Source organism: Novosphingobium sp. TK71, assembly GCF_055361505.1.
Genome location: NZ_JBSZKA010000001.1, coordinates 1327141 through 1349378 on the forward strand (window position 1 = coordinate 1327141; position 22238 = coordinate 1349378).

Here is a 22238-nt window from a genome sequence, read left to right on the forward strand (position 1 = left end):
CACCGCCAATCTTTGCTTGCCAGGATCGTAGGCATCCGCTCATACGCGTCGGCCATCTGCTCGCACCCGTCGACCATGACCATGGAATAGGCATCACCTGACCTGCCCCCCCGGCGGTCCCTCGCTCCTCCCAGCCTAGGAAGATTACGGCGAAAAACTCTAAATTCAAGCGATCCAGTTTTCCGGGCTCAGATCAGCCCTGCGCCACGTTCAGTTGGCCCCGCTGCTAGCACTACTTTGGCAGAATTTGGTTAGATGGTTTAAACAGCGCCCCTCCGCAATGAGGGCAATGTCTTGGCGGTGAGCGCGACAAGCGGTCAAGGATGGCTTGGCGAACTGCTGGCAAACTGGGCTGAGGTGGCGGCCCGGAGACTCTTTTTTTTCCGGCCCGCCTGAGCGAGCCTTTGTGTTTGTAGAAACGCGTATGCCATCATTGTCATGAGCGCGTGTCGATGCAGCCCCGTCCATGACCTTCCCTCGAAGTGATCGAGGCCAAGTTCTTCCTTGAGTTGCTGATGAGCCTGTTCGCAAACCCAGCGGGCCTTGATCGCGCCTGCTAGCTCGCGGATCGAGGTTCCTGCGGGCAGATTGGAGAGGTAGTATTTGCGCTCGCCGTTCGAGCGATGCTCGCCCACCAGCCAAACCTCTTCGCCGGGCATATGCTGGGCTCCTGCAGAGCCAATCCGCTGGGGCGCGCCATCGGCGATGCGCACGCGCATGGCGGCAAAGCGGGCGCTCAGCATCCCCTTCGTTCCCCGCCTCCAACTGACCTGTCGCCATTTCGCATCCTCGAGCATGGCATGGGCCGCTCGGGATTTGACATCAGGCACGTGCCGGACACGTGGCCGGCCCCGTGTCGCTACCGGGAAAATCAATTGCACATCGGCTGGATAGACCTTCTGGTGCCGGGGAATACCGACCGCCCAGCATAGATCCCGGGCGGTGAGTGCCTGTCGGAACGACGCCGAGAGCCCATAGCCGGCATCGGCCAAGACGCAGCCGAAGCGAACGCCGGCAGCGATTGCGCGGTCGATTTCCTCCACTGCGATCTCGGGCTTTGTGCGGTAGCTCTGCAAAGGCTCAGGCACGCCAGCTTTGGTCATCCGCGCCGCATCGTCGGTCCAGCTTTCCGGCAGGAACAGGCGCAGGCTCAGCATGATGGGTACTTCGCCTGATGCGAGCGTTACCGAAACCATCGTCTGACAATTCGCATTCTTGCCGAGCACCGTTGCATATTGCGGGGCGACACCGACCGAAGCTTTGCCCTTCTTGGGCAAGGCCGTATCGTCGATGATCAGCCAGGCCTTGTTGCCGCCGACCAATTGATCTGCCTGGCTCCACAAGATCGCTTCCAGCGGGGCGCTGTCCCACAGGCCGGCACCGATGAAATGATGCAGCCGGTCATAAGGGATGGCATCAGTTCGAGCTGCCATGGGCTGAATGCTCTTGCGATCGCCAGGCCCAATCAAGCCGGCAATATAGGCCGGGCACATCCGCCGCCGCGTCTTGTTCGCCAGACTTCCCAGATATGGCTCAAGCCAACGCTCCAGATCTGCTTGCCAGTCCTCGTCCATCGCCAGCCTCCATAAAAGCTGGCTCCTCATGAATCACGCATTCAACGCCAAGGGAATCCTAAAAATCAACGTTCTGCCAAAGTAGTGCTAGGCGGCGTGGACAAATTTGAGCCAGTATCTGGTCGTGGCGATATGAACCATTCCGAGGAAGCTGTTGGCAAGCTGGTCGTATCGGGGAGCGATCGCACGGTTAATCTTGAGATGGCTCGATCCGGTTGCGATCGCGGTAGCGGCGATAGTCGGGATGCTCCGGTGCCTTGCGGTTCGAGCGCGGCGGGATGACGGGCAGGATATTGCTCAGCGGCAGGTTCTCGCGAAAGCGGTCGCCGTCATCGCCTTTGTCCGCAAGCAAGGCCCTGGGTTTCGGCACCGGCATGGCCATAAGGTCATCGACACTGCTGTAATCGGACGCTTCGCCGCCGGTCAGGTGGAAGCCGAGAGGAAGTCCTTGATTGTCGCAGCGGGCGTGGATCTTGCACGTAAAACCGCCGCGTGATCGACCAAGAGCCTCCTTACACGTCCCCCTTTAGCGCCAGCGGCCGATACGTGCCCCCGGATCGTGGTGCTGTCGATCATGTGTTGCCAGTCGTCGGTCAGGCCAAGGTCGACCAGTGTTTGCAGCATGGCATCCCAGACGCCCTGCTCGGCCCAACGGCGGAAGCGGACGTAGACCGAGTCCCACTTCCCGTATCGCTCATGCATGTCCCGCCAAGGGCAGCCAACCCGCAGGACATGAAGCATTCCGTTGAAATAGCGCCGATTATCTCCGGCAGGGACGGGCATGCCTGCCACGCTCGGGCGGAAGCAGCGGCCCGATCAATTCCCATTCTGCGTCGCTCAGGTCGCCGCGATCCATGCCTGTCCTTCCAAAAGGTAGGCTTGAACAAGAACTCGACCGGGGTGGCAATCCCTTTTGTCAACATGGCCTGGTCCTTGCGGAAAGACATACTGCGTATCGACGCGATCTCATATCCGTTTGGGTGTTTGCGACGGCGCCGCACCAATCAGGCTGCGCAGCGATGCCCAGGCGTGGTTCTCGCCGGCGCGGCGACCTTCGTTGTAACCTTCGTCGTAGAGCCGGCATGCGATGGCCGCCATCACAGGCTCCGTATCTGCCGGAATGAGGTCGAGCAGTTCACCATCGCCGCGGCGTAGTTCGAGCGTATCTGGATGTTTGTCGGGATCGGGCAAAGTTACCCGTGCCAATGACCCGAGTTCGGCCAGATCCGCATTGTAGGTTGCCACGAACAGCATGGCAATATCGGTTGGAAGGGGCATGGGATTTCTCCAGGGTCGCAATCAAGGCACCTGCCTCAGCGTACCCCCAATCCTCCCCCTTTCCTCCTGACGCGCAGGCCTGGTCGGCGTCGCCCCACGTCGTTCCCACCGGGACACGACAGAAGCTCGAGCGATTGTCGGGGCTTACGGATTTTTGCTCGGCTCTTCGCCGGACACCGAGATCGAAATCCGCTTTTATGGTGCCAGGGATGCGAGCGATCACAACTGTCTCTACCGCCACGATCGGAAGCGCAAACACGGTCTCAGGACGCAATAAGCGGGCGGTACCCGGAGTTTTGCCGGTTCTCGTCATGGAATACCACCCAGTCGAACTCGTCGAGACTGACCCCGCATTCCATCAGCAGACGCGCTGCCACAGACGGGTTCCTTGCTACAGTCTCGGAAAAATCTTCCAGTTCACCGGGATATCTCAACGCACTGTCCCAATGGTCTTCATTCGAGCGCATGGGATCGCGCTCGATCAGCAGAGCGGATGGATCAAGTTCCAGCATTGCTGCCAGGAGCCGTTCGCAGTGCCCAACATCGAGGGTCTCTCTCGGCCCATGCTGGCCATGGTAGCCTACCGAGAGATTGGTGCATTCCGGAATGATGCCGGCATATTCGTTTGTGTCGGTAAAGATGCCCGTGTTGTCAGGCCTGTATCGAAAGTTTCGGTTGAGGCTATTGAGCGCTGAAGCCAGGCTCGACGCAAAGGCCTCGGAGCAAGTCCTGCCGAAGCTCTGGTGGGTAATGACATCATCCATCCCTGCGCGATCGAATGCGATTGCGGCATCCAGTCCTCCAAGGAATTCGGGATTGCAACGCCTGATCCAACCCGAACCGAGGCAGCCCAATTCCTCACCTCGATGGAAAACATAAAGTCCGGGGCGACGCGCGTCGATCATGGCGAGCATGATCCATATTCCGGCGCCGTCGTCGGCGCCCAGCGACATACCCGGTTTGCCTCGTGCCAAGCGGGCTATACCGTGTTCGTCGATGGTAACTTCCTGCGGCCCGCCGTGTGCCGCCACGGTATCGACATGACAACTCCACATGACGCGGGGCTTCTCGCCGATTGAAAGGAACCTGTTCCCGAAACCATCTGCGGCCATGCCGGGCACTGTATCGAGGAATTCGCGGCAAAAGGCGCGCTCGACACTGCTGTCGTGCGGCCGCGCCCAGGAAAGGATTTCGAGCAGGCCCTGCCTGCCCATCAAAGCATGGGTCATGGATCAGGCTCCCGTCTGTGGGGAATTTGCGGCGGCGGCAGGCGCCTGCCCGGCAATCTCCAGTGGGATCGGCGCGGGAAATCCGGCGCGACAGCCCGCAAGGTCTGATAATCGGGCCGCCGCGAGTGTCGCGGCTACTTCCACGCTTGCCACATCGCGGCCCTGCCCGCCCATGACACGGACAAACCCGTGATAGGCGAGAACGTGGGCGTTCAGGGCATCCGCATCGTCATCGTCGAGTGGCTCGGGCAGATAATCGCAGGACAGCCATTCCCCGTGATATTCGGTAAGGTCTTCGCCATGGAAGATCTCACCGGATGCATCGCACTTGCGGCAGCATGAGGCAGTCCACCATTCCCCGCGATCGTCGATGTAGACGGCTTCGAAATTTTCGGCCTCCTTCTCGAGAATGCTGCAGGATGTGCCATCGCCGAATACCGTGATGAAGGCTTCCTGGTCACTGTACGTGCGCTCGTTGTGAGCGCAAAACTGGGTGCAATTGTGGAAGCAGTCGTAGCACCATTCCTCGCATGAGCCGTCACCGAACCAGACTTCCTCATACGGTCTTGCCGAGTTGTCGCATCGCGGACAGTACCACGGCACTCGACTGATGCCGGTGGTATTCCCGGAAGGAATTGCGCCTCGCCCGATGACAAGGAACTCGCCGTCATCGCCAAGGCCGTCTTCGGTATCGATATATGGGACGACAAAGTATTCGTCATCCTCGATACGCTGGATCCTGGCACCGTCCAACGCCCCTTCTGAATAGCCGTTCGCTTCCAGAAGCAGCTTGAGGCGGGAGACGTCCCCATAGATCGTGGTGTAGATCTTCCGGGCCGGCCAGACCACGCTCCGGGCCCGCGCATCGTCACGCGGCCCGATGTAGGCAATTGCGGTGTCCGGTCCGGCATAGACCCGAACTGGATGGCAGCAGCCCTCGAAGTCCTCCTCGGGGTGAGCCATGCAACTGGCAGGACCGCCTACATAGACGTCCTCGATCTCGTCTGCATCCTGGGTGATCTTCAGCGCATGCTCTGCAAGCAGAACGGAAAGGCGCGCGCACCATGTTTCGATCGCGTTGTTGTCGAGCGTGCCAGAAAAATAGCGATGGAGGTAGCGTCCCGGCGACATCACCAGTTGGCGATCGAGCCGTCCCTTCGCTGCATTCTCGGTGAAGGCGATCTTGCCTGGTTGCTCGGTAGAGAGATGGCAGAAATGTTCTTCGTGACTGGCCTGATACCATGGCTCGTCGTGCCAGGGCGTTTCGGAATAAGTGCCGTCGGTGAAACGCAGCTTTTCGCGGGTCTGCCAGTCGATCTCTCCTACTTCGGGGCTCTCGATGGCGATACGCAGCGAAGCACCCGGATACCGGCCGAGCAGGCGCTTGCGCACTGCCTCGGCTTCTTCGAAGGAAGGCCAGAAAGATTGCTGGTCATCGACGGGGGCGAAGCAGAACTCGGTGGTGATCGCCCGCCACTCGGCTTCTGAGGGCGAAAAGAGGATCTGGAATTGTGCCATGGACGTGACTCCACACGGCAGCAGGACAAGGGCCCCGCGACCGGAAAGTTGGATGGTATCGGGAAGGGGTCAGCGAGAGCCGGGCGCCTGCGGTGGCGGAAGTGCCGGCAGGGCCCCGAGCAAACCAGTCATCACGAGAGCGTGCAGCCCTGCAGGCCCACCAGCGCGCGTTCGCGACCTGGTAGCAAAAGTGGTTGGCCGTGCTTCACTGAATTAGACTGGCCGGGCGCGCACGCAACGGGCGCATCCCGGCCTGGCTCATGCAGCTTGTGACAGGCCCTCGTCTCCGCCTTGATCGACGGCGCCGATTTGCCCGGTGTCGTGATCGCAGACATCGACGGGCGAAGCCGAAATGCCTGCGAACTTCATCGGAGCGGGAAGCCACGACATCGCCCGCTCCTTGATTTCGGCCTCGGTTACGGTTTCGCCGGCAAAGATGCGTTCCGCCGAAACCGCGAGATCGAACTTGCGCGCCGCCGCATGGCGAGCACGCAGTTCCGGCCCACCGATTGCCTCGAAGAGATCGAGGATCTTCGGTTTCGTGAGACGATCGAAGAAGTTGCGGGCGGTCGGACGCCACCAGGTGGAAACATCGATTTCAAGCGCGCGTCCAAGATGATCGAGGAAATCGCTGCCGGCCTGACCGTAAGGCACCGAATGCAACGAGCGTGCGACGGCCCAACCGAGCCAGGCGCTTCGCAGTCCGTCTTCAAGCGCGCAGAAGGCGTCAAAGCGACCCGCCATATCGGTGTGTTCGCACCAGCTGCGGTCGAGCGCATCTTCGCGATCGGCCCATTTTTGTGCCGCCGCAGTTTCGCTGACGAAACCTTGGACGCGCGGAGCCGCAGCGTCAGCACGCAGTTCGCTGGGCATCGCATTCCAACCGCGGCAGGTCGCCCGGTCCGCCGCGATGAAGGTGGCAAGATCGAGTGCGAAGCGCGGGTCGTTTGCGACGTGGACCGCAATCAGCTCGGTCTTCATGGTCGCCAATTCATCGAGCAGACGCATGCTGTAGCTTTCTTCGGGCTCAGCAGCCTCGCCGCCTCCTTCCACCGGCGTCGCGCCGCAGATATCGGCTGCTTGCCCCTCGCCGCAGCCGTCATCGTCGTCCCCGCTATCCTCGTCGATCTCGGGTTCCACCGCGAAACACTCATGGTGGAGGTGTGGTTTGCCTTCAGCATCAATCAGCAGATAGGCGATCGCACCGGCCTTCTGGTCGGGTGTCAGCTGGAGCGAGGCATCGACCAGCGCTTCCATTTCCTCGTTTAGGGCATCCAGCTCGTCGGATTGCTCATCGCTATACTCACCGGCTTCGCTCGCTTCGGTCTCGATTTCCTCGATCCGGGCCACGATTTCATCGTGCCTGGCCTGCGCCTCGGGCACGAAGGGCGTGGAAACTGGTTCGACGCGGGCCATCCGGAAGGTCTCGGAATAGGGAATGGAGCAAGACGTTACGGTTCGGACCTGTGCGAAGCCCTCCCGCTCACGCAGAACACTTGCGGCCGCTGTCATGGCTTCCGCAGCAAGACGTTCGACCATTTCGCCATCGCACCAGATCTCGGTGGCGGAGTCGCTGAACAGATCGGTTTCGACGCGGCCGCCTGCGGCGAGGTAGGCATCGCGGCCGACAAGCAGTGCTTTGGGATCGCCGCCTTTGTAGGATCCGCTCGCCAATTGCCGCCTGATTTCGTTGACGGTGTGCCCATAGTAGCTGGCCTGCATCTGCTCGAAAACCTGGGCTTGCCGATCCGCATCGCCCGTTGCCGCATAGGCCTTTGCCACATCGAGCGTGATCTCGCCGCTGCGCAGGGCTTCGAAGATGGGCTCTGCCAGATTGGCGAGGCGAAGGCGGCCAAGTACGAACCGTTCGGTCTTACCGAACCGCTTCGCCAGCTCTGCGGGCGACTTCTTCTCGCGCTCGATCATGCCCTGGAACGCCCGGCATTCGTCGGCCGGATTCATGGGCAGATTGTAGTAGTTCTCGGCAAAACTCATTTCGATGGCATCGCGCGCGGTCTTGACCACAAGAACCGGCACCATGAAATCCTCGCCGAGCTTTCCATTCGCAATGTTGCGATGGACGCATTCGAGACGGCGGCCGCCACCGACGATTTCGTATTGGCCCTTTTTCCTGGGTACCGACACGCCGATCAGATTCTGCAGGATAATACCGGTTTCGCCGATGTTCGCCTCAAGCTCGGCGTCGGCGATATCGTCGCTGGAAGACCGAACGTTGTACCTGGAAACTGCGCAGTCGAGCGCGCGGACATAGAAAATGTTAGCCTTGTCCATGGGGGACTCCTCGTTGTGGACCGGCCGAGACCCAGCCTGTCATCCTCCTCACCTCCCCCCTCTTCCCTCCCTGCAGCCCTTGTGCTCGAGGACATCGTTCCAATCGTTCAGGCCATCGCCGGGCCATTCGACGACAACTTCGAGACCGGTACGCGCGTAGACCGATTGGGCTCTGGTCGCGGCGAGATGCCCGGCCCGGTCGTTGTCCGCCAGCAAGACCAGCTTGCGGACACTTGAAGGGATATCGATCGCATGGAGCCGGCTGCTACCGAGAGTCGCCCACACGGGGATGCCCAGAAGCGCGGTTGCCGACATTGCCGTTTCGATGCCTTCGGCAAGACCCAGTTCCGGTCCTGCGGGCGAGAGGCGAACGGCGCCGTCGTCCATACGCCCCAGGCTTACTTTCGGCACCTCGAGATCGCGGGAAAGGCGAAAACCATCGGGCTCGACAAAGATGCGCTGCACTGCGCAGATCCCGTCGTGACGCGAGACTGCGGCAATGATCGCAGGGCGAAATCGAACCATTGGTCCTTTCCCGATCGGGCACCGGGGATGGAAACGGAGCGCGGGCGCAGAGACCTTGATCCCCCGGGAATTCAGATAGATTTCGCCAATCGTGCCGGTAAGCGAGCGGGATTCGCGCCAGAGCCGGCGAACGCATTCCAGACGGACAATTTCGCGAGACACCCGACAGTCATCGGCTTGCCAATCGTTCAGCCGCGGTATCACCCAACGCTGCGAACGCAGAGCCGCAAGGACCGCCGCCGTCTCGCATCCCGCAAAACACTTGAACAGCAGCGATCTGGTCCCGACGCGGATGGAAAGACTGGCAACCTTGTCGTCATGGGCGGGACACCGGCAGACACCGCGATCATCGCGCCAGGTTCCGCCGAGCGCCGAGACGATCCGGGCTCCGACAGCTGCGAGGTGTGCGGAAGGTGCCAATGGACGAACTCCTGCAGAATGCACCGCTCTTCCTGCGGCGCATCCCCCTTCCCCCTCCTCTTCCGGGGCTTCACTCTACCAAAGCGTTTTGTGACGATTTTACGACAACATGTTACAAGAATTTATGCTGCAGCGCGGCATTCTCGGGGCTCGCGCAGACGTCAGGGAGCACTTGATGGCAGGCCAGTCTCTTGTTGCGGTAGGCCCGGATGTACCGGGTCAACCAAGCTTTGCGGTTACCAATCTCGTTTTCGGTTGGCAGCCATATCGAATCCACCGTGTCCGGTTCGGGTCGATCGCAGAAGGAAAATCTCGCCCCCCCTTGGGTGGGCGCTCCGCTTCCCAAAGTTCGACGCTGGCTGCAGCGCATCGCCGCGGTGTTTCGCAAATTGGCGTCCAGATAGCCGGCAGGAGGAAACTGCGATGAAGGGTGTCCCGGTGGATCGGCTCGATCCCGCCAATCGACGGCGGATGATAATGGAGATGGGGCGGCGTGGGCATCAAATCGTCATTTCCGAGCTTGGGGTGGATCTGTTTCGCCAGCCTGCACTCGAGATGCTCTGTGAACTATACGGCCTGCCGGCGGGCCATACGCTTTCGCTAACCGGCCTCAGTTCCGTCTCCAGCACGTCGGAACGCAATTCGCAGCGGATCGTGCATCGCATGGAAGAGCGAGGGCTGGTGGAAACCGGACGCGACATCCGGGACGGCAGGAGAACGGTTGTCAAACTCACCGATACAGGCAGGCAATCGATCGACAAACTGTTCGATGAATGGGCATCGAGCGCCGAGTTCGGAGCGATGCTACAAGAAGAGCTGTCAATTATGCGAACATTGTCGAAGGACCCGTTGGCGGACACAAATGTCGAGACTTGAAATAAACCCGGTTAGGAGGCAATCTAGCAGGCGCAGCTCGACGTTGAAAGGCGGGTAACCGGCTGCAGGAAAAGCCTTCCACGCATGAACAGGCGCCTGACCGGAAAGGTCGGGCGCAGGCAATGGAACCAAATGCCCGCCACCGGTGGTGGCTCTGTCGTGCGAGTATCGTTTTGTCTGTCGTCTGAGCGCGCGGTGCGCCTCGGCAATTGTATGGCGTCGTAACAGCGATGCTGCCTGTAAAAGAGGAAGAGCGCCGGGGCGCGTCGGACACGCTGTTCGAAAATCGGAAAGAATTCGACAGCTTCTATCATCGGGAGGCACCCAAATTGCTTCAATTCCTGAAGCGCAGAATCTGGATCGAGGAGGAGCGTGCCGATCTCGTGCAGGAGGCGTTTACGCGGCTCGTTGCTGCCCGTTCTGCAGCGGCGCGTGAAAATCCCGGGTCTTACGTCCAGGGAATTCTGCGCCATCTTCTGGCCGACCGAGCGCGGTCCTGGTCGCGGGCCAAGGCAGCAAGATTGGACGAAGTGGAGATCGTCCAGGCTCCCGAGCAACCGGATGCGGCGCTCGAGGTTGCACAGTTGCAAATGCAGTATCGCGCGGCTGTCGAGATGCTCCCTCCCAGGACCAGAGAGGTTTTCCTGTTGCACCGGGTCGAGGACCTGCCTTATCGCCTGATCGCTGAACGGATGGGGATAAGCATCAGGACGGTGGAATGGCATATGGTACAAGCTGTCGTCCGGATCGGAAGGAGCCTGTCGAGCCATGACTGACCTTCCTCATGCCCCTGAAGCTCGGCTTCCCGACACCTTGCTTGACGAAGGTGCCATTTGGTTTGCCCGGATGCGCGGACCCGATGCCGATGAATTCCGGAACGAATTCGAGCAATGGTGCGCGGGAAGCACGCTCCATCTGGCCGCATACGAGAAGGCCGGCGAAATATTTGCCGCGGGTCGTTTCCTCGCCGCTGAACGCAGTGCTCAGCGCGTTGTTGCAAACGACAATCGTCGTTCGGCTCGACACGGAACGATGAGATGGCTTGCGGCTGCCGCTGTCGTCGGGCTGGGTGTTGCGATGGTGGCAATGGTGCTTCAGCAGAGGTCGATGGGCGTCAATGGCAGCGTCAGTGGACTGGAGGGTACGCTGCGCGCGGAGGCCAGCGACAACCGGCGTTTCGTGGGTGTTCGCGAGCACGCTGAGCCCTTTCGGCTTTCCGACGGCTCTTTGGTGACCCTGAGGCCGGGAAGTGTACTCGCCCTCTCGTTTAGCGCCGACCGCCGGGAATTGCGCCTGGAGAAAGGCGAAGCGCGGTTCGAGGTCGCCCATGAAGTACGCCCGTTCGTTGTGGAAGCTGGCGGCGGCAGCGTCACTGCACGTGGCACGGTTTTCGATGTTCGGATTGCCGGGAACCGTGAGGTGTTCGTCGAACTCGTACGCGGTGCCATCGATGTCGAGCGACCAAGGCAGGTGGATGGCAGCAGGGTTCCTCTCTCGCGCCTGGCAGCCGGTGAGAGCCTTAAATTTGTTACCGCAGAACATCCGCCCTCTCCTGGATCATCGGCGGATCAACTCGTCCTTGCGCCTGGCCCGACAGACTATGCGAGCCCTCGAGAGTTCGATCGAACTCCGCTTGCCTCCGTGCTGGCCGAGACGCGCGCCGCATCCGGAGTAACGATCGTCATCGCTGATCCCGGTCTTGAGCAGATGCGCGTCAGCGGACGGTTTCGCGTGAACGATGGACACCAGGTTGCCGAGCGGCTCGCTGCCCTGTTCGACCTGAAAATCGACGAGACATCTCCGAGCGAGGTGACCCTACGCCCTGCGAATTGAAAATTTATCCGTCCTACCCCGTAGTTCACTGGATCGAAGCGATGCCTCCTGAAAATCCAGTCAAGATGGCTGGATCCCTACAGGGGGGATCGAAGTGAATACGATGGGACGGCGGGCAAAGATCAACTTCCTTGGCGCAACGGCGCTTGCATCCATGTTTTTGTGCTCGCCGGCGGCAGCTCAGGCCGCCGAAAAGCAGCATTACAATCTCGAAGCCGGCGCGCTTGGCGACGCACTCCAAGCCGTCAGCCGTCTTTCGGGTCGCGAAATCATCTTCAGTTCGGAGTCAGTCATCGGCCGGAACGCCCCTCGCCTCGAGGGAACGTACAGCGCGGACGAGGCGGTGCGTCGACTGCTTTCCGGTTCCGGACTGAAGGTACAATTCCGACCCAATGTAATCCTTATCGGGGGGCGACAAGAGGGCACGGCCGGGGAGCCCCAATCCCCGGCATTGAACACGGACATCCTTGTCACGGCCTCTCGGATCAAGGGCGCCCCCAGCCCTTCGCCGATGATCGTCACTTCGCGCGAGCAGATCCAAGAGGCAGGTGTCACGGATCTGGGTTCCTTTGCCCGTACGCTCCCGCAGAATTTCGGCGGCGGCCAAAATCCCGGGGTCGTCGGCAATCCCGGTCAGTCGGAGAACACCAACGGCTCCTCCACCATGAATCTCCGCGGATTGGGGCCCGACGCTACGCTCACCCTGATAAACGGGCACCGGATCGCCTATGATGCTGTCTCGCAAGGAGTGGACATAGCGGCCATCCCGCTGATTGCCGTCGATCGTATCGATGTCGTGACCGACGGTGCATCCGCCCTGTACGGTTCGGACGCCGTAGGCGGCGTGGCCAATGTCATCTTGCGCCGTGATTACGAAGGTCTGCTTACATCGGCCAGGTTCGGCGCTGCGACGGACGGCGGCGACGTCGAAGAACAACTCAGCGCTGTTACGGGAAAACGATGGGGTTCAGGCGGTGTAATGATAGCCGCAGATTTCCTCCATAGTTCCGAGATCCGGGCGAGCCAGCGGAGCTATACCCAGAAAATGGATGGGACCGCGACTCTTCTACCGGCACAGCGGCAGTTTAGTGCTGTTCTATCGGGACATCAGCAGATCGCGTCCGCTCTCGAGCTCGAGATCGATGCTCAATTCAACGCCCGGAAATCGCAAGCATGCAATCCCTTCCTGGCAACGGCGGGCTGTCTGACGAGCGGTAACGCAATCGATCGGCGCGTACGCTCATTTTCCATAAGCCCTTCGCTCCGTCTCAAGCTCTCGGATGCCTGGGAAGCCCGGTTGACCGCCACGCACGGTGAAAGCCGGACCAAGGTGTACACGCGGGCGTTCAGCGCGGGTAATCTTTCGGCTCAGTATTATCCCGATTACGCCAACGACCTCGATGCGGTCGATCTTGGATTTGAGGGTCCTGTCTTCAAAGCTCCCGGCGGCGAAGCCCGCGTTGCGATCGGAGGCGGATTTCGCAAGGTCACGCTTACGGTCGACTCCCGGCAAGTCTCCGGAGGCGTGACTTCTCAGACCTATCTGTTCGAGCAGAAGCGCGACACTTTCTTCGGTTATGGCGAATTCCTGCTGCCGCTGGTTGGTCCATCCAATGCATTTGCAGGCATGCAACGTCTCTCGATAACCGGCGCCGCGCGATATGAGCACAATCAGGGCTTCGGAGATTTAGCAACGCCCAAGGTGGGTGTGACCTATTCGCCGATCGAAGATGTCACATTGAGTGCAACCTGGGGCCGATCCTTCAAGGCGCCCACGCTCTATCAGGTCGGTCAACCGCTTCAGGGCTATCTGGTGCCAGGATCGCTGTTTACTCCCAGCGGGCCGGGGGGTGCGCCGGCGATCATTCTGAACGGCGGCCGCCCGGACCTGAAGCCGGAGAAGGCGCGAACCTGGACCGCAACGCTTGCTGTGAGCCCCCGGACCGTTCCCGGCCTCAAGGCACAAGTCAGTGCCTTCGACATTCTGTACCGTAACCGTGTGGTCACTCCGATCGCAAACCTGTTGAGCGCATTTTCGGCTCAATATGCAAACCTTACCGAACTCTATCCAAGCCAGGCCACAATTGCCGACCTCGTCGCATCTCTACCCGGCGGGCTCATCAATCAGACTGGCGCCCCTTACGACCCCACCTCAGTTACGGCCATCGTAGATGACAGCCTGCGTAACGCAGCACGCCAAAGGGTCCGTGGCTTCGACCTTTCGCTAGCGTACAGCGTAGATCTCGACAGTCGCGACAAACTCGAGTTCGAAGGATCAGGAAGTTACCTCGAAAGCCGGCAAGCTCTTGGCCCTGGAGAGCCGGAAATCGAAAAGGCCGGGCGTATCTTCAATCCGCCACACTGGCGAGGCCGCGGGTCGCTCGCCTGGACCCGAGAAAATGTCAGGATCGGTGCAATCGCAAGCTACATCGGCGGTACTACGGACGATCGGCGTCCGGTTCTGCGAAAGGTCGACAGTTTCACGACGCTGGACATTACCGCTCGCGTCTCATCCAAAGACGAACATGGCGCCTTTGCAAACATCGATCTGACACTGGCAGCTCTCAACGTCCTCAATGAGAAACCGAGCGTAATCCTTGTCAGCAGTGCCGCGTCCTACCCCTACGATTCGACCAACAACTCGGTTCTCGGCAGGACGGTCAGCCTGACGATCAGCAAGCGCTGGTAATTTTCCATGACATTGCGTGCATCATGCGCTGCGCTGGTCGGCGCGGCGGTGTTCGGTATCGTGCCGAATTCCGCCGCGAAGGCTTCGCCGGTTCTGGGCGACTGTTCCAGTATGTTCCGGGACACCATCGTGGCCGGTACTGCCGTCTCAGCGCGCGACCTTGCGGAGCTTCGCGATCTGGGGCCCACTGGTCTCGGGCCCGGAGATGGCCACATCTTTTCGGTTTCGCCCGACGGTAAATTCATTGCACTACAGGTTCGAAAGGCAGATCCGGACAGCAATGAATTCTGCCAGTCACTGATCGTGCTTCCGGCCAGCGGATCCGGTCCCTTTCGCGTGGTCGATGCCGGCGGTAACCTGATCCTTACCAGGAGCAACATGCTTGGTCGGGCAGGTGTGGCCACTGGCCTCGTCCGGCCCATCGAACCGGTCTGGTCGCCGGATGGCCAAAGCATTGCCTTCCTCAAGGACATGGATGGCACTGTCCAGGTGTGGATCGCGAAGGCCGACGGCAGTGGAAGCCATGCGGCGTCAAGCGGAACGCTGAACGTTGAGCGCTTCTCTTTTGGCACAGACGGGCACACGCTGGTCTATTCGGTGAATGCAGCTCTTGCCGCCCAATCCGCAACGATTACGCGCGAAAGCCGGCAAGGCTTCCGGTTCGACGGGCGTATGTCGCCGGCGGCTGGTGCGGTTCCGTTTCCGGCGCCAACGAGCCGGCTCGCCTATTTTAACACTCATAGCACCATGCCCATGCCCGAGACGAGGCCCGAAGAGATTGAGAGGCTTGCGCTCGCCGCACCGGAAAGATCTCCGACAAATGCCAGAGGGCAGAAAATACGGCTCGTGGCAGTTGGTGGAGCACCGCTGAGGCCGGTAATGCGGCTCAATGCGCAAGACGAGCACGGTCTGGAGAAGGCCTGCGCGGCCGTCGCCTGCAATGCACCAAGTCTCGAGGCCTGGTGGGCACCGGGAGATCGGAAAGTCCGCTTTCTCCGGCGCGAAGGCCCTGCAAACAGCGAAACAGCAATCTACGAGTGGCGGCCTGGTACGAACCAGGCAAAAAGATTGCTGTCAACGACCGCCCTCCTCATCGATTGCCAACAGCACGGCGGCAATCTGTTCTGTATGGAGGAGACGTCGCTGCAGCCGCGGCGCCTGGTCCGGTTCGATCGCACACTGCGCCGCAAATCGGTCGTGTTCGATCCGAATTCCCATTTTGGTCAGCTACGATTGAGCCAAGTTCAACGCCTGTTCTGGCGAAACAGCTTCGGCATCGAAACGTTCGGCGATCTTGTTTATCCGCTCGGATACAAGCACGGCGCGCGATACCCGTTGATCGTCGTGCAGTACACCTCGCGCGGATTTCTTCGCGGCGGAACAGGCGACGAGTTCCCCATCCAGGCGTTCGCCGCAAATGACTATTTCGTACTCAGCCTTCAACGCCCAGATGCGCTCGTACTCGCAGATGACGCCAGGACCAGCGAGGAAGCCGATGCGCGGCTGCTGGACGGCTTCCGCGATCGCGAGAGTGTGCTCTCATCAATCGAGGTCATCCTGAACCAGCTGATTACGGAGGGGCTCGTCGATAGGCAACATGTCGGTATCACCGGGCTCAGCGACGGGTCATCGACGGTCCAGTTCGCCGCGGTGAACAGCAGTCTCTTCGCGGCCGGCTCGGCAAGTGGCTGCTGCTGGGAGCGCAGTCAGGATTTCCTGCTGAATGAAGGCATCGCAGATCATTTCGCCCGAAGCGGCTGGCCGCGTGCTACCGAAGCCCAAGGCGATTTCTGGCGCCGAATATCTCTCGCGCAAAATGCCCGCACCGCTCGCTTCCCACTGCTGCTGCAAATGGCAGATGATGAGTATCTGGGTGCCCTGGAAAGCGTTACCGCCTTGCGGCAGGCTGGCCACCCGATCGATATGTATGTCTTTCCGGGCGAACACCACGTCAAATGGCAACCGGCTCACAAGCTTGCCGCCTATGAGCGGAACCTGGCCTGGTTCGATTTCTGGCTGAGAGGCAAGCTACCTGCTGACCGTGTAGCGCGCGAGGCGTGGACAGCCATGCAGAGTATATGGCTCGAGAGACAGCAGGCCGACAAGCGGTCTGCATCGCAAGCATCGGCTACAATCCGTGGCGATGCGGTGAAGACCGAGCATCGGAATTCGCAGGGCATTCAGCTATCGTCGCTGACGCCGGGGTTTTAGAGTTCGGACACATTTCCCTCGTCGTCCAATGCTCAATCCATCCCTCGATATCCAAGAAAAAAAGCAGGGGCACAAAGCTGGAACCACGATCCGCCGCACCTGGCCGCGTCGCCATTTCCACCGCGGCAAGATCGATGATACCGGCTTCAGCAAGTCTTCCGCTAAGCAGTCGCGCCCGGATCTGTGGGATGTGCGCCTCGAGGATTGCTGCGGCAAAGCCGTCGGGGCCGCCTTTCACTCGCCGCTCTGCAATCGCCTCAGGCAAGCGGGCGCTAAAGGCATGACGGGCCACTGCGCGATCGCGCCCACCCGAAGAGCATAACCAGGTGGGCGTGGCCAGGCATTGCTCAAGAATTGGCTGTGAAAGAAGTGGATTGATGACTCGAATGCCGAGAGATGGGTCGAAGCCCTCGACATGATTTTGGATACGCAAGATCATGCCGATGTGCGCAGCCTTTCCAGGCAGAGCGCCGGCGGGGGCGTCGAGCCATGGATGTTTCGCTGGCAAGTCTGCAAACCTCTCGATCGTGGCAGCGGAAAGAAACCGGAGATCAGGTCGCCACGCGTACCGTGCGGGCAATCCCGAAATACGGTATGCCTGCCGAAACGCAGCCCACATGCTGCTCCCGGTCAGCGCGCAAACATCGCGCAGCGATTGCCAGGTCTCACCGACTGACGCGCCTGAACGTCGCCGATCGATCAAACCTCTGGTCGATTGGCTTAGAAAGAAAACGTTATCGCCGCCGTTTCCGGTGAAGAAGGCTGCAGCGCCGCTCTCCCGCATGGCCCGGCCTACGGCCGCGTTGTAGGCCTGCGACTGCGTCCGGCCGGAGGGAAAGGAAAGATGGGGGACGCAAGATTTCAGGGGATCCACGTCGCCCAAGGCGTAGAATTCTTCCAGCAGTCGCACGTCGAGGTGATCACAGAGCGCGCGCGCGTACCCGCGCTCGTCTCCGTCCGGCCCAGGCGCTACCATGGTGAGCCCCGTAACCACTTGGTCTCGTCCGGCAAGGCATGCCGTGACGATCGAGGAATCGAGCCCACCCGAAACGCCGACGAGGATCGAGGGAAAGCAGTTTGCCCACGCGCGAATGCAGCCTTCGGCACATCGAGACAGCGCAAGGGCGTGTTCCTCGAGGTTCCTGGTCGGATCGGCTTTCGCCGCGAACGTCCATGGATTCCAGAACGTGTCGATCCGCAGCGTGCCAGCAGTCGCCTTCAATGCGGTGCCAGGCGACAGCCGCCTTGCGCCGGCAAGGGGCGCATCGGTCATCGGCAGGTCTGCAAGGTAGATGTGGCGCGCCAGGGCCTCATAGTCGATTTTACCGTTGATCGCGCCAACCTTCCTGAGCAATCCGGCTTCGGACGCGACAAGAATTGAGTCGCCCAAAGGGGCATAGTGCGCTGGCGCAGCGCCGGACGGATCTCGTAGCACAGTGACTTCGTCATCGTGCGCGAAAGCGGCCAAGTAACTACCCCAGAAGCGTTCAAGGAGACAAGTGATTGGCGCCGATCCGAGTTCCACATGTTCGCCGACATCAATCGGGCGAGGACTGCCGTAACGATGAAATAGCGTGCCGACGACGAAGCCGCCATCGACCTTGCGGAGCGCCTCTGGCTGGTCGGTCAGAATGATCAACTGCTCATCCCCCGCCCGATACGGCAGGCCGGAAAGACGTGCGATCTCGTCGATCTGGGCCTCGGCCGCCATGCGTCCGGGGGAAGCGACGATAAGATAGCGGTGTCCCGTCATTGCACCAGGATCGGAGTAAAAAGCCGAACGTGATCGATATTGTCGTTGAGGACTGTTCCCCCTGCCTGCACCCAGCAATGGGCCGCGAACGGATGGTTTCTCACGCCGATGACAAACCTGGGTCGGAACCCTTCTGCGTATGCGGCCAGGAGCAGTGCCAACGAACGCGGGAGACAGAGATCGGCGCGGCCGAGAATGAGGCCCGCTTGCTGATGGAAGCCAGCCAGTTCCTCCAAAGAGCACCGAGTTTTCCGAGAGCCCCCTATGCCGATGCTTCTGCTACCCGCGATCTCGGCAAGTATCGCGGCAAACGTCGACCGGGCGGTCATTCGCCTTGCTCGCAGCTGCTCGTAAGCCGCTCTCGCCGTTCCCAACCACGAGAAGGACTTCCCTGCGAAACTCGCAAATCCAAGAGGCGGATCGATGTGAAGCGCGGGAGAGAAAGCCTCGCCCTCCTCGGCAGGCTCCAGCAGACCCCGCGCGACCAACAGTTCGATGTCGACACTGGCGTCCTCGCACCATCCCCCTGCTTCCGCAAGCTGCAAAAGACTGCTGGCACAATGCCCCGCCGCCGCGAAGTATCGCCCGGTGACAGCATCGAGAAAATAGACCCGATCGCCAAGAACGCAGAAATGCAATCCGGCGCGCAGACGATAGTACATGGCACAACCCCAAGCCCGCAAAGGCTGCGCTACCCTATGCAGAGAAGCGCAGCCATTTGGCGATCAGTCGTCGGACAGGCCCATGACGGGCTGCTGCGGACCGTTGGTGTCGTTCAGGAGGATGGAGCCGCCCTTGGTCTCCTCGATGACCGAGCCGAGATCGGTAGGTTCTTCGGCGGGCTGTTCGATGCGATGCATAGTACACTCCTTTCACATTCGTCGCCGTATCACGACCTGGACAGAATACTTTCCACATCCGGCGTTCGCATCGAGATATTCTACGTCAAGTTGACGCAAAATATTCCAACATAGATCGTGATCGCGCAGTTTCCTGCGATGCCCAAGATTACTGCCCGTCACTCATTCGCCCGAAGGACAATAACGGATCATCAAGAACTGCTATCGAACGCCGCAAATGGCAACGCGGCGCTCATGGTAAATCGATATTCTCCTCTTCATCGACTTCTGGAGATCGGAAACGCCGGGGTTAGTCAGCCCACGAAATTCGCGAGTCGCCTCAGCAAGACTCGAGGGTTCCGCAATCCGAAGGTAGAGGAGACGCTCATTCATGGAACGAACCGTATCGACTGCATAGTCATTGCCGGCAGCACTGGCAAAGCGCTCGAAAAGCAGACCTGTCAGAAGCGCTATCTCTACTTTGCTGGTGGGCTTCCCATGACTCGAGAACCCAATCAGCACTTGCTCTATAGAGCCTGCCGAAAGGATCTGGATGAGACTGATCAGTAAATGAGAATTCCAGGCGTAGAGCTGTATTTGCTCATATTCCGTGTAGACTGCCACCATGAAGCCTCCATCCGGATGGCGCTCGAGTAGCCTTTCGCCAAGCAGCCGGGAGGCCGCCTCCCTTAGCGGCGTCTTGCTCGAGTGAAGGCGATCGGCGAGCTCCTGAAGATCAAGTCTTCTGCCCGGCTCAAGCAATCCTGCTCGATACTCGGCCTTGAGCGACATGTAGACGCGTTCGTGCGTATGGGGATCTATCGCTGCCACTACTGACCGTACCTCACGGGATCATGCGCCGGTTGCCACAGCGGCGTCAGCGCGCGTGTAAGGTGATCGAGATTACGCTGCGCAATGATCTCGATGCAGGTGCGTTCAAGCTCGGTGAGATCACCAGTCGCGAGTTGCCGGGGAAACGACATGCGTTGCCCAGCGAAGAGCAACGGAATCAGAATGTGGCCGGTCGAGAGGCCAAGACGATAGGTGCAGATGAGGTGGTCATCGAGGCGGGCCTTCGGATTTCCGCCCTCGATTTCGCGTAGCCACCGCACACCCATTCCAAGTTCGCGGGCCAGTTCGACCTGAGTAATATGTTTTCGCTTCCGTGCCTGTTCTATCTGCCGCCCCGACTGCACTTTCACGTAGTCGAGCGGACTCTCAGCAACGGCAGCCGCATTCGAAAGCGACATATCCGCGTCTCCTTACAGGGGAGAAACTGCCTGCCAAGGCCAATGCAATTGAGGTTAGCTAAGGTGTGCATACCACCGGTGTCAAATAGAACCTCAGACAATTTGTCTACATTGCTGATTTGTTCTCAATATCTCGCCACGACTGCACAACACCTCATCCCCATGCTGCGCACTGAATGCGTTTATATGCATCGAAGACTTTCGTACGAGATGCCGTCTCCAATTGGACGAGCGCGGCAATATAGAGGCTGCCCAGAGTGGGAGCCGGTATTGTAGGGAATTCCAAACGGTATTTGCTGATTATCTCGTTCGCCACGTCCCCCATGCGGTGCGGCGCTCCAAGGTGATGCTCTTCGGATCCGGCGAGCGCTAGGGTGTGCACACGATCGAGACAATTGGCGACAAGGACCAGAGGGCATTCGCCAAAGTGCTCCACGGCGACATGAAGAGTGGTTCCCCACGCCAGGAGAGCGCGCGTTTCCTTTATCAGCAGGCAATGCGACGCTATCAGTACATCGAGGCCCGCCGGTGACAGACGTAATTTGAAAGTCCTTGTTGCTCTGCCCATGACCACCTCTCGAATGAAATGAGCGCATCCTTTTCGCCGATTCGCCTATTCAATGACAAATCGTGAAATCGACAGAAGCGGCACTGAAATGCCGCTTCTGTCGATTTCACGTCCACAACGTTCATTTTTCTGCATGTTGGAACATAAAACGGTCCGCGGTTGCTTTGTTTCACCGCACCGGCTGAACAGTGCCCTCCTGCTTGCGGCTCGTCGGCCGACATGGTGATCTGGCTTCAGACGGACGGCACAGCCCCGGTTTGTGAACGCGGCGCTGCCATCCCCTGATCAACGGTCATCATCAGACAGCGCGCAGATCCGCGCCGTAAGGAGACATGCCGAATGACATTCGCTTTCCTGTGCTCCGCTGCTGCGCTGACGGCGTCCTCGCCTCAGACAGGTACCGCCCCTGCTGCCTTCAGAACTGTCGGTATCGAGGAAAGTCGGACGCTTGATGTCGTCGAACAGAGCGGCACCTTTACGATCCAGCCCTCGAGGGAAGGACGTGCCAAGCCGACCACTCCGTCACTGGGGTTGGGGAAATCGATCCGCCTTGATGCAAGGATGTTCCATTCCCGCAGGGAGGTCGCGCATGCGTCTCAGCGCTAAATGCACGGTCGGCACCGCGCTCCTGGCGTTGTGCTTCAGCGGGAACGCCATCGCGGGTGAAACTGGCAAAAGCCAGACGGCCAATGAACTCGGCGAAGCGGCGAAGGAGGCCGAAGTGCTGCTGCACCAGACCTTCACCAATCTGACATTCGAACAGTTCGGGCCTGCCCCGGTCCACGGACCGCTCTACCAGGCACTCGCCGGCGGCAAAGTCATCTATTTCGCGCCCGAGACCGAGCACCTCATCTTCGGCGCCATCTACGACCGAACTGGTGCGAACCTGACTGCATTGGCCCAGGACGCAGCCGCGAGGGCGCGGATGGGCGCGCTCGACCCGGCCGACGCGCTGCTGGTCGGCATCGACGGTGCTCCCAAGGTCATCGAGTTCACCGACCCCGATTGCCCGTACTGCCAAGCGCTCGAACGCTTCTGGATAGCCAAGATCGCCGAGGGCCAACCCGTGCAGCGCCAGGTCTATTTCGTGACCGGCATCCATCCGGACGCTGCCGCCAAGGCCGAGCACATCCTGTGCTCGCCCGATCCGGAGAGGGAGTTCAAGGCGATTTACGCCGGTGCCCGCCCTGCTCCGCTGCGAAAATGCAAGGCCGGCGCCGAGCGTGTTGCGCGCGAGGCAGAGGCGATCCGCAAGATGGGAATCTCCGGCACGCCGACACTGATCGTGGACGGCAAGCTTGTCTCTGGCTTCCAGCAAGGTGAGCTCCAGGCGTTCCTGGACGCGGCATATGCCAAGCCGGCGAAGGATCCCTGAGCCTTCCT

At 60.2% G+C, this 22238-nt stretch carries 17 protein-coding genes and 1 pseudogene; 6 read left to right on the forward strand and 12 right to left on the reverse strand.

Annotation, left to right across the window (positions count from 1 at the left end):
* Positions 1 to 317: 317 nt before the first annotated feature.
* The 7 genes and pseudogenes from ACXJ16_RS21875 to ACXJ16_RS21905 form a co-directional block, all read right to left on the reverse strand.
* Positions 318 to 1574 carry an IS701 family transposase gene (locus ACXJ16_RS21875; protein WP_185997635.1) on the reverse strand — a complete coding sequence of 419 codons (1257 nt, stop codon included), beginning with the start codon at positions 1572 to 1574 and terminating at the stop codon, positions 318 to 320.
* Positions 1575 to 1661: 87 nt separating this feature from the next.
* Positions 1662 to 2430 (reverse strand): annotated as a pseudogene (locus tag ACXJ16_RS21880) (IS5 family transposase).
* 110 nt (positions 2431 to 2540) lie between these two features.
* On the reverse strand, positions 2541 to 2852 hold the full coding sequence (locus ACXJ16_RS21885; protein ID WP_463921949.1) for a hypothetical protein: 312 nt from the start codon (positions 2850 to 2852) through the stop codon (positions 2541 to 2543).
* Between the two features lie 263 nt (positions 2853 to 3115).
* Positions 3116 to 4081, reverse strand: a complete 966-nt coding sequence (locus tag ACXJ16_RS21890) for a hypothetical protein (protein ID WP_463921951.1) — start codon at positions 4079 to 4081, stop codon at positions 3116 to 3118.
* Positions 4082 to 4084: 3 nt separating this feature from the next.
* Positions 4085 to 5599: a hypothetical protein gene (locus tag ACXJ16_RS21895; protein ID WP_463921953.1), complete on the reverse strand. Its 1515-nt coding sequence runs from the start codon at positions 5597 to 5599 to the stop codon at positions 4085 to 4087.
* A gap of 258 nt (positions 5600 to 5857) precedes the next feature.
* Positions 5858 to 7891 (reverse strand): ParB/RepB/Spo0J family partition protein, encoded by a 2034-nt coding sequence (locus ACXJ16_RS21900; protein ID WP_463921955.1) that lies wholly within the window; start codon positions 7889 to 7891, stop codon positions 5858 to 5860.
* A gap of 48 nt (positions 7892 to 7939) precedes the next feature.
* On the reverse strand, positions 7940 to 8860 hold the full coding sequence (locus ACXJ16_RS21905) for a DUF7146 domain-containing protein (RefSeq protein ID WP_454798422.1): 921 nt from the start codon (positions 8858 to 8860) through the stop codon (positions 7940 to 7942).
* 399 nt (positions 8861 to 9259) lie between these two features.
* On the opposite strand from ACXJ16_RS21905, the gene ACXJ16_RS21910 reads away from it, so the two are divergent.
* The 5 genes from ACXJ16_RS21910 to ACXJ16_RS21930 all read left to right on the forward strand — a co-directional run bounded on the left by ACXJ16_RS21910 (position 9260) and on the right by ACXJ16_RS21930 (position 16445).
* The gene (locus tag ACXJ16_RS21910; protein WP_454798423.1) at positions 9260 to 9712 is read left to right on the forward strand and encodes a winged helix DNA-binding protein; all 453 of its coding nucleotides are present in this window, start codon (positions 9260 to 9262) and stop codon (positions 9710 to 9712) included.
* 230 nt (positions 9713 to 9942) lie between these two features.
* Positions 9943 to 10488 carry an RNA polymerase sigma factor gene (locus ACXJ16_RS21915; RefSeq protein ID WP_463921956.1) on the forward strand — a complete coding sequence of 182 codons (546 nt, stop codon included), beginning with the start codon at positions 9943 to 9945 and terminating at the stop codon, positions 10486 to 10488.
* Positions 10481 to 11545 (forward strand): FecR family protein, encoded by a 1065-nt coding sequence (locus ACXJ16_RS21920; RefSeq protein ID WP_463921957.1) that lies wholly within the window; start codon positions 10481 to 10483, stop codon positions 11543 to 11545. Before ACXJ16_RS21915 ends, ACXJ16_RS21920 begins: the two co-directional genes overlap by 8 nt.
* Before the next feature lie 103 nt (positions 11546 to 11648).
* Positions 11649 to 14234 carry a TonB-dependent receptor domain-containing protein gene (locus tag ACXJ16_RS21925; protein WP_454798752.1) on the forward strand — a complete coding sequence of 862 codons (2586 nt, stop codon included), beginning with the start codon at positions 11649 to 11651 and terminating at the stop codon, positions 14232 to 14234.
* Positions 14235 to 14240: 6 nt separating this feature from the next.
* Positions 14241 to 16445 carry an Atxe2 family lasso peptide isopeptidase gene (locus ACXJ16_RS21930; protein WP_463921958.1) on the forward strand — a complete coding sequence of 735 codons (2205 nt, stop codon included), beginning with the start codon at positions 14241 to 14243 and terminating at the stop codon, positions 16443 to 16445.
* Here the strand turns inward: ACXJ16_RS21930 and ACXJ16_RS21935 are convergent.
* From ACXJ16_RS21935 to ACXJ16_RS21955, 5 genes are all read right to left on the reverse strand, one after another.
* Positions 16363 to 18156: an asparagine synthase-related protein gene (locus ACXJ16_RS21935; protein WP_463921960.1), complete on the reverse strand. Its 1794-nt coding sequence runs from the start codon at positions 18154 to 18156 to the stop codon at positions 16363 to 16365. The two genes, ACXJ16_RS21930 and ACXJ16_RS21935, sit on opposite strands and share 83 nt — an antisense overlap.
* A gap of 38 nt (positions 18157 to 18194) precedes the next feature.
* On the reverse strand, positions 18195 to 18860 hold the full coding sequence (locus ACXJ16_RS21940) for a lasso peptide biosynthesis B2 protein (protein WP_463921962.1): 666 nt from the start codon (positions 18858 to 18860) through the stop codon (positions 18195 to 18197).
* 63 nt (positions 18861 to 18923) lie between these two features.
* Positions 18924 to 19058 carry a benenodin family lasso peptide gene (locus tag ACXJ16_RS21945; RefSeq protein WP_463921963.1) on the reverse strand — a complete coding sequence of 45 codons (135 nt, stop codon included), beginning with the start codon at positions 19056 to 19058 and terminating at the stop codon, positions 18924 to 18926.
* A gap of 201 nt (positions 19059 to 19259) precedes the next feature.
* Entirely contained in the window at positions 19260 to 19868 is a 609-nt protein-coding gene (locus ACXJ16_RS21950; RefSeq protein WP_463921965.1) for a GntR family transcriptional regulator, read from the reverse strand.
* Complete coding sequence (locus tag ACXJ16_RS21955) at positions 19868 to 20287, reverse strand: helix-turn-helix domain-containing protein (protein WP_454798431.1); 420 nt, start codon at positions 20285 to 20287, stop codon at positions 19868 to 19870. Before ACXJ16_RS21955 ends, ACXJ16_RS21950 begins: the two co-directional genes overlap by 1 nt.
* 1121 nt (positions 20288 to 21408) lie before the next feature.
* Between ACXJ16_RS21955 and ACXJ16_RS21960 the strand changes: the two genes are divergently transcribed.
* The gene (locus tag ACXJ16_RS21960; protein ID WP_463923308.1) at positions 21409 to 22230 is read left to right on the forward strand and encodes a DsbC family protein; all 822 of its coding nucleotides are present in this window, start codon (positions 21409 to 21411) and stop codon (positions 22228 to 22230) included.
* Positions 22231 to 22238 lie beyond the last annotated feature (8 nt).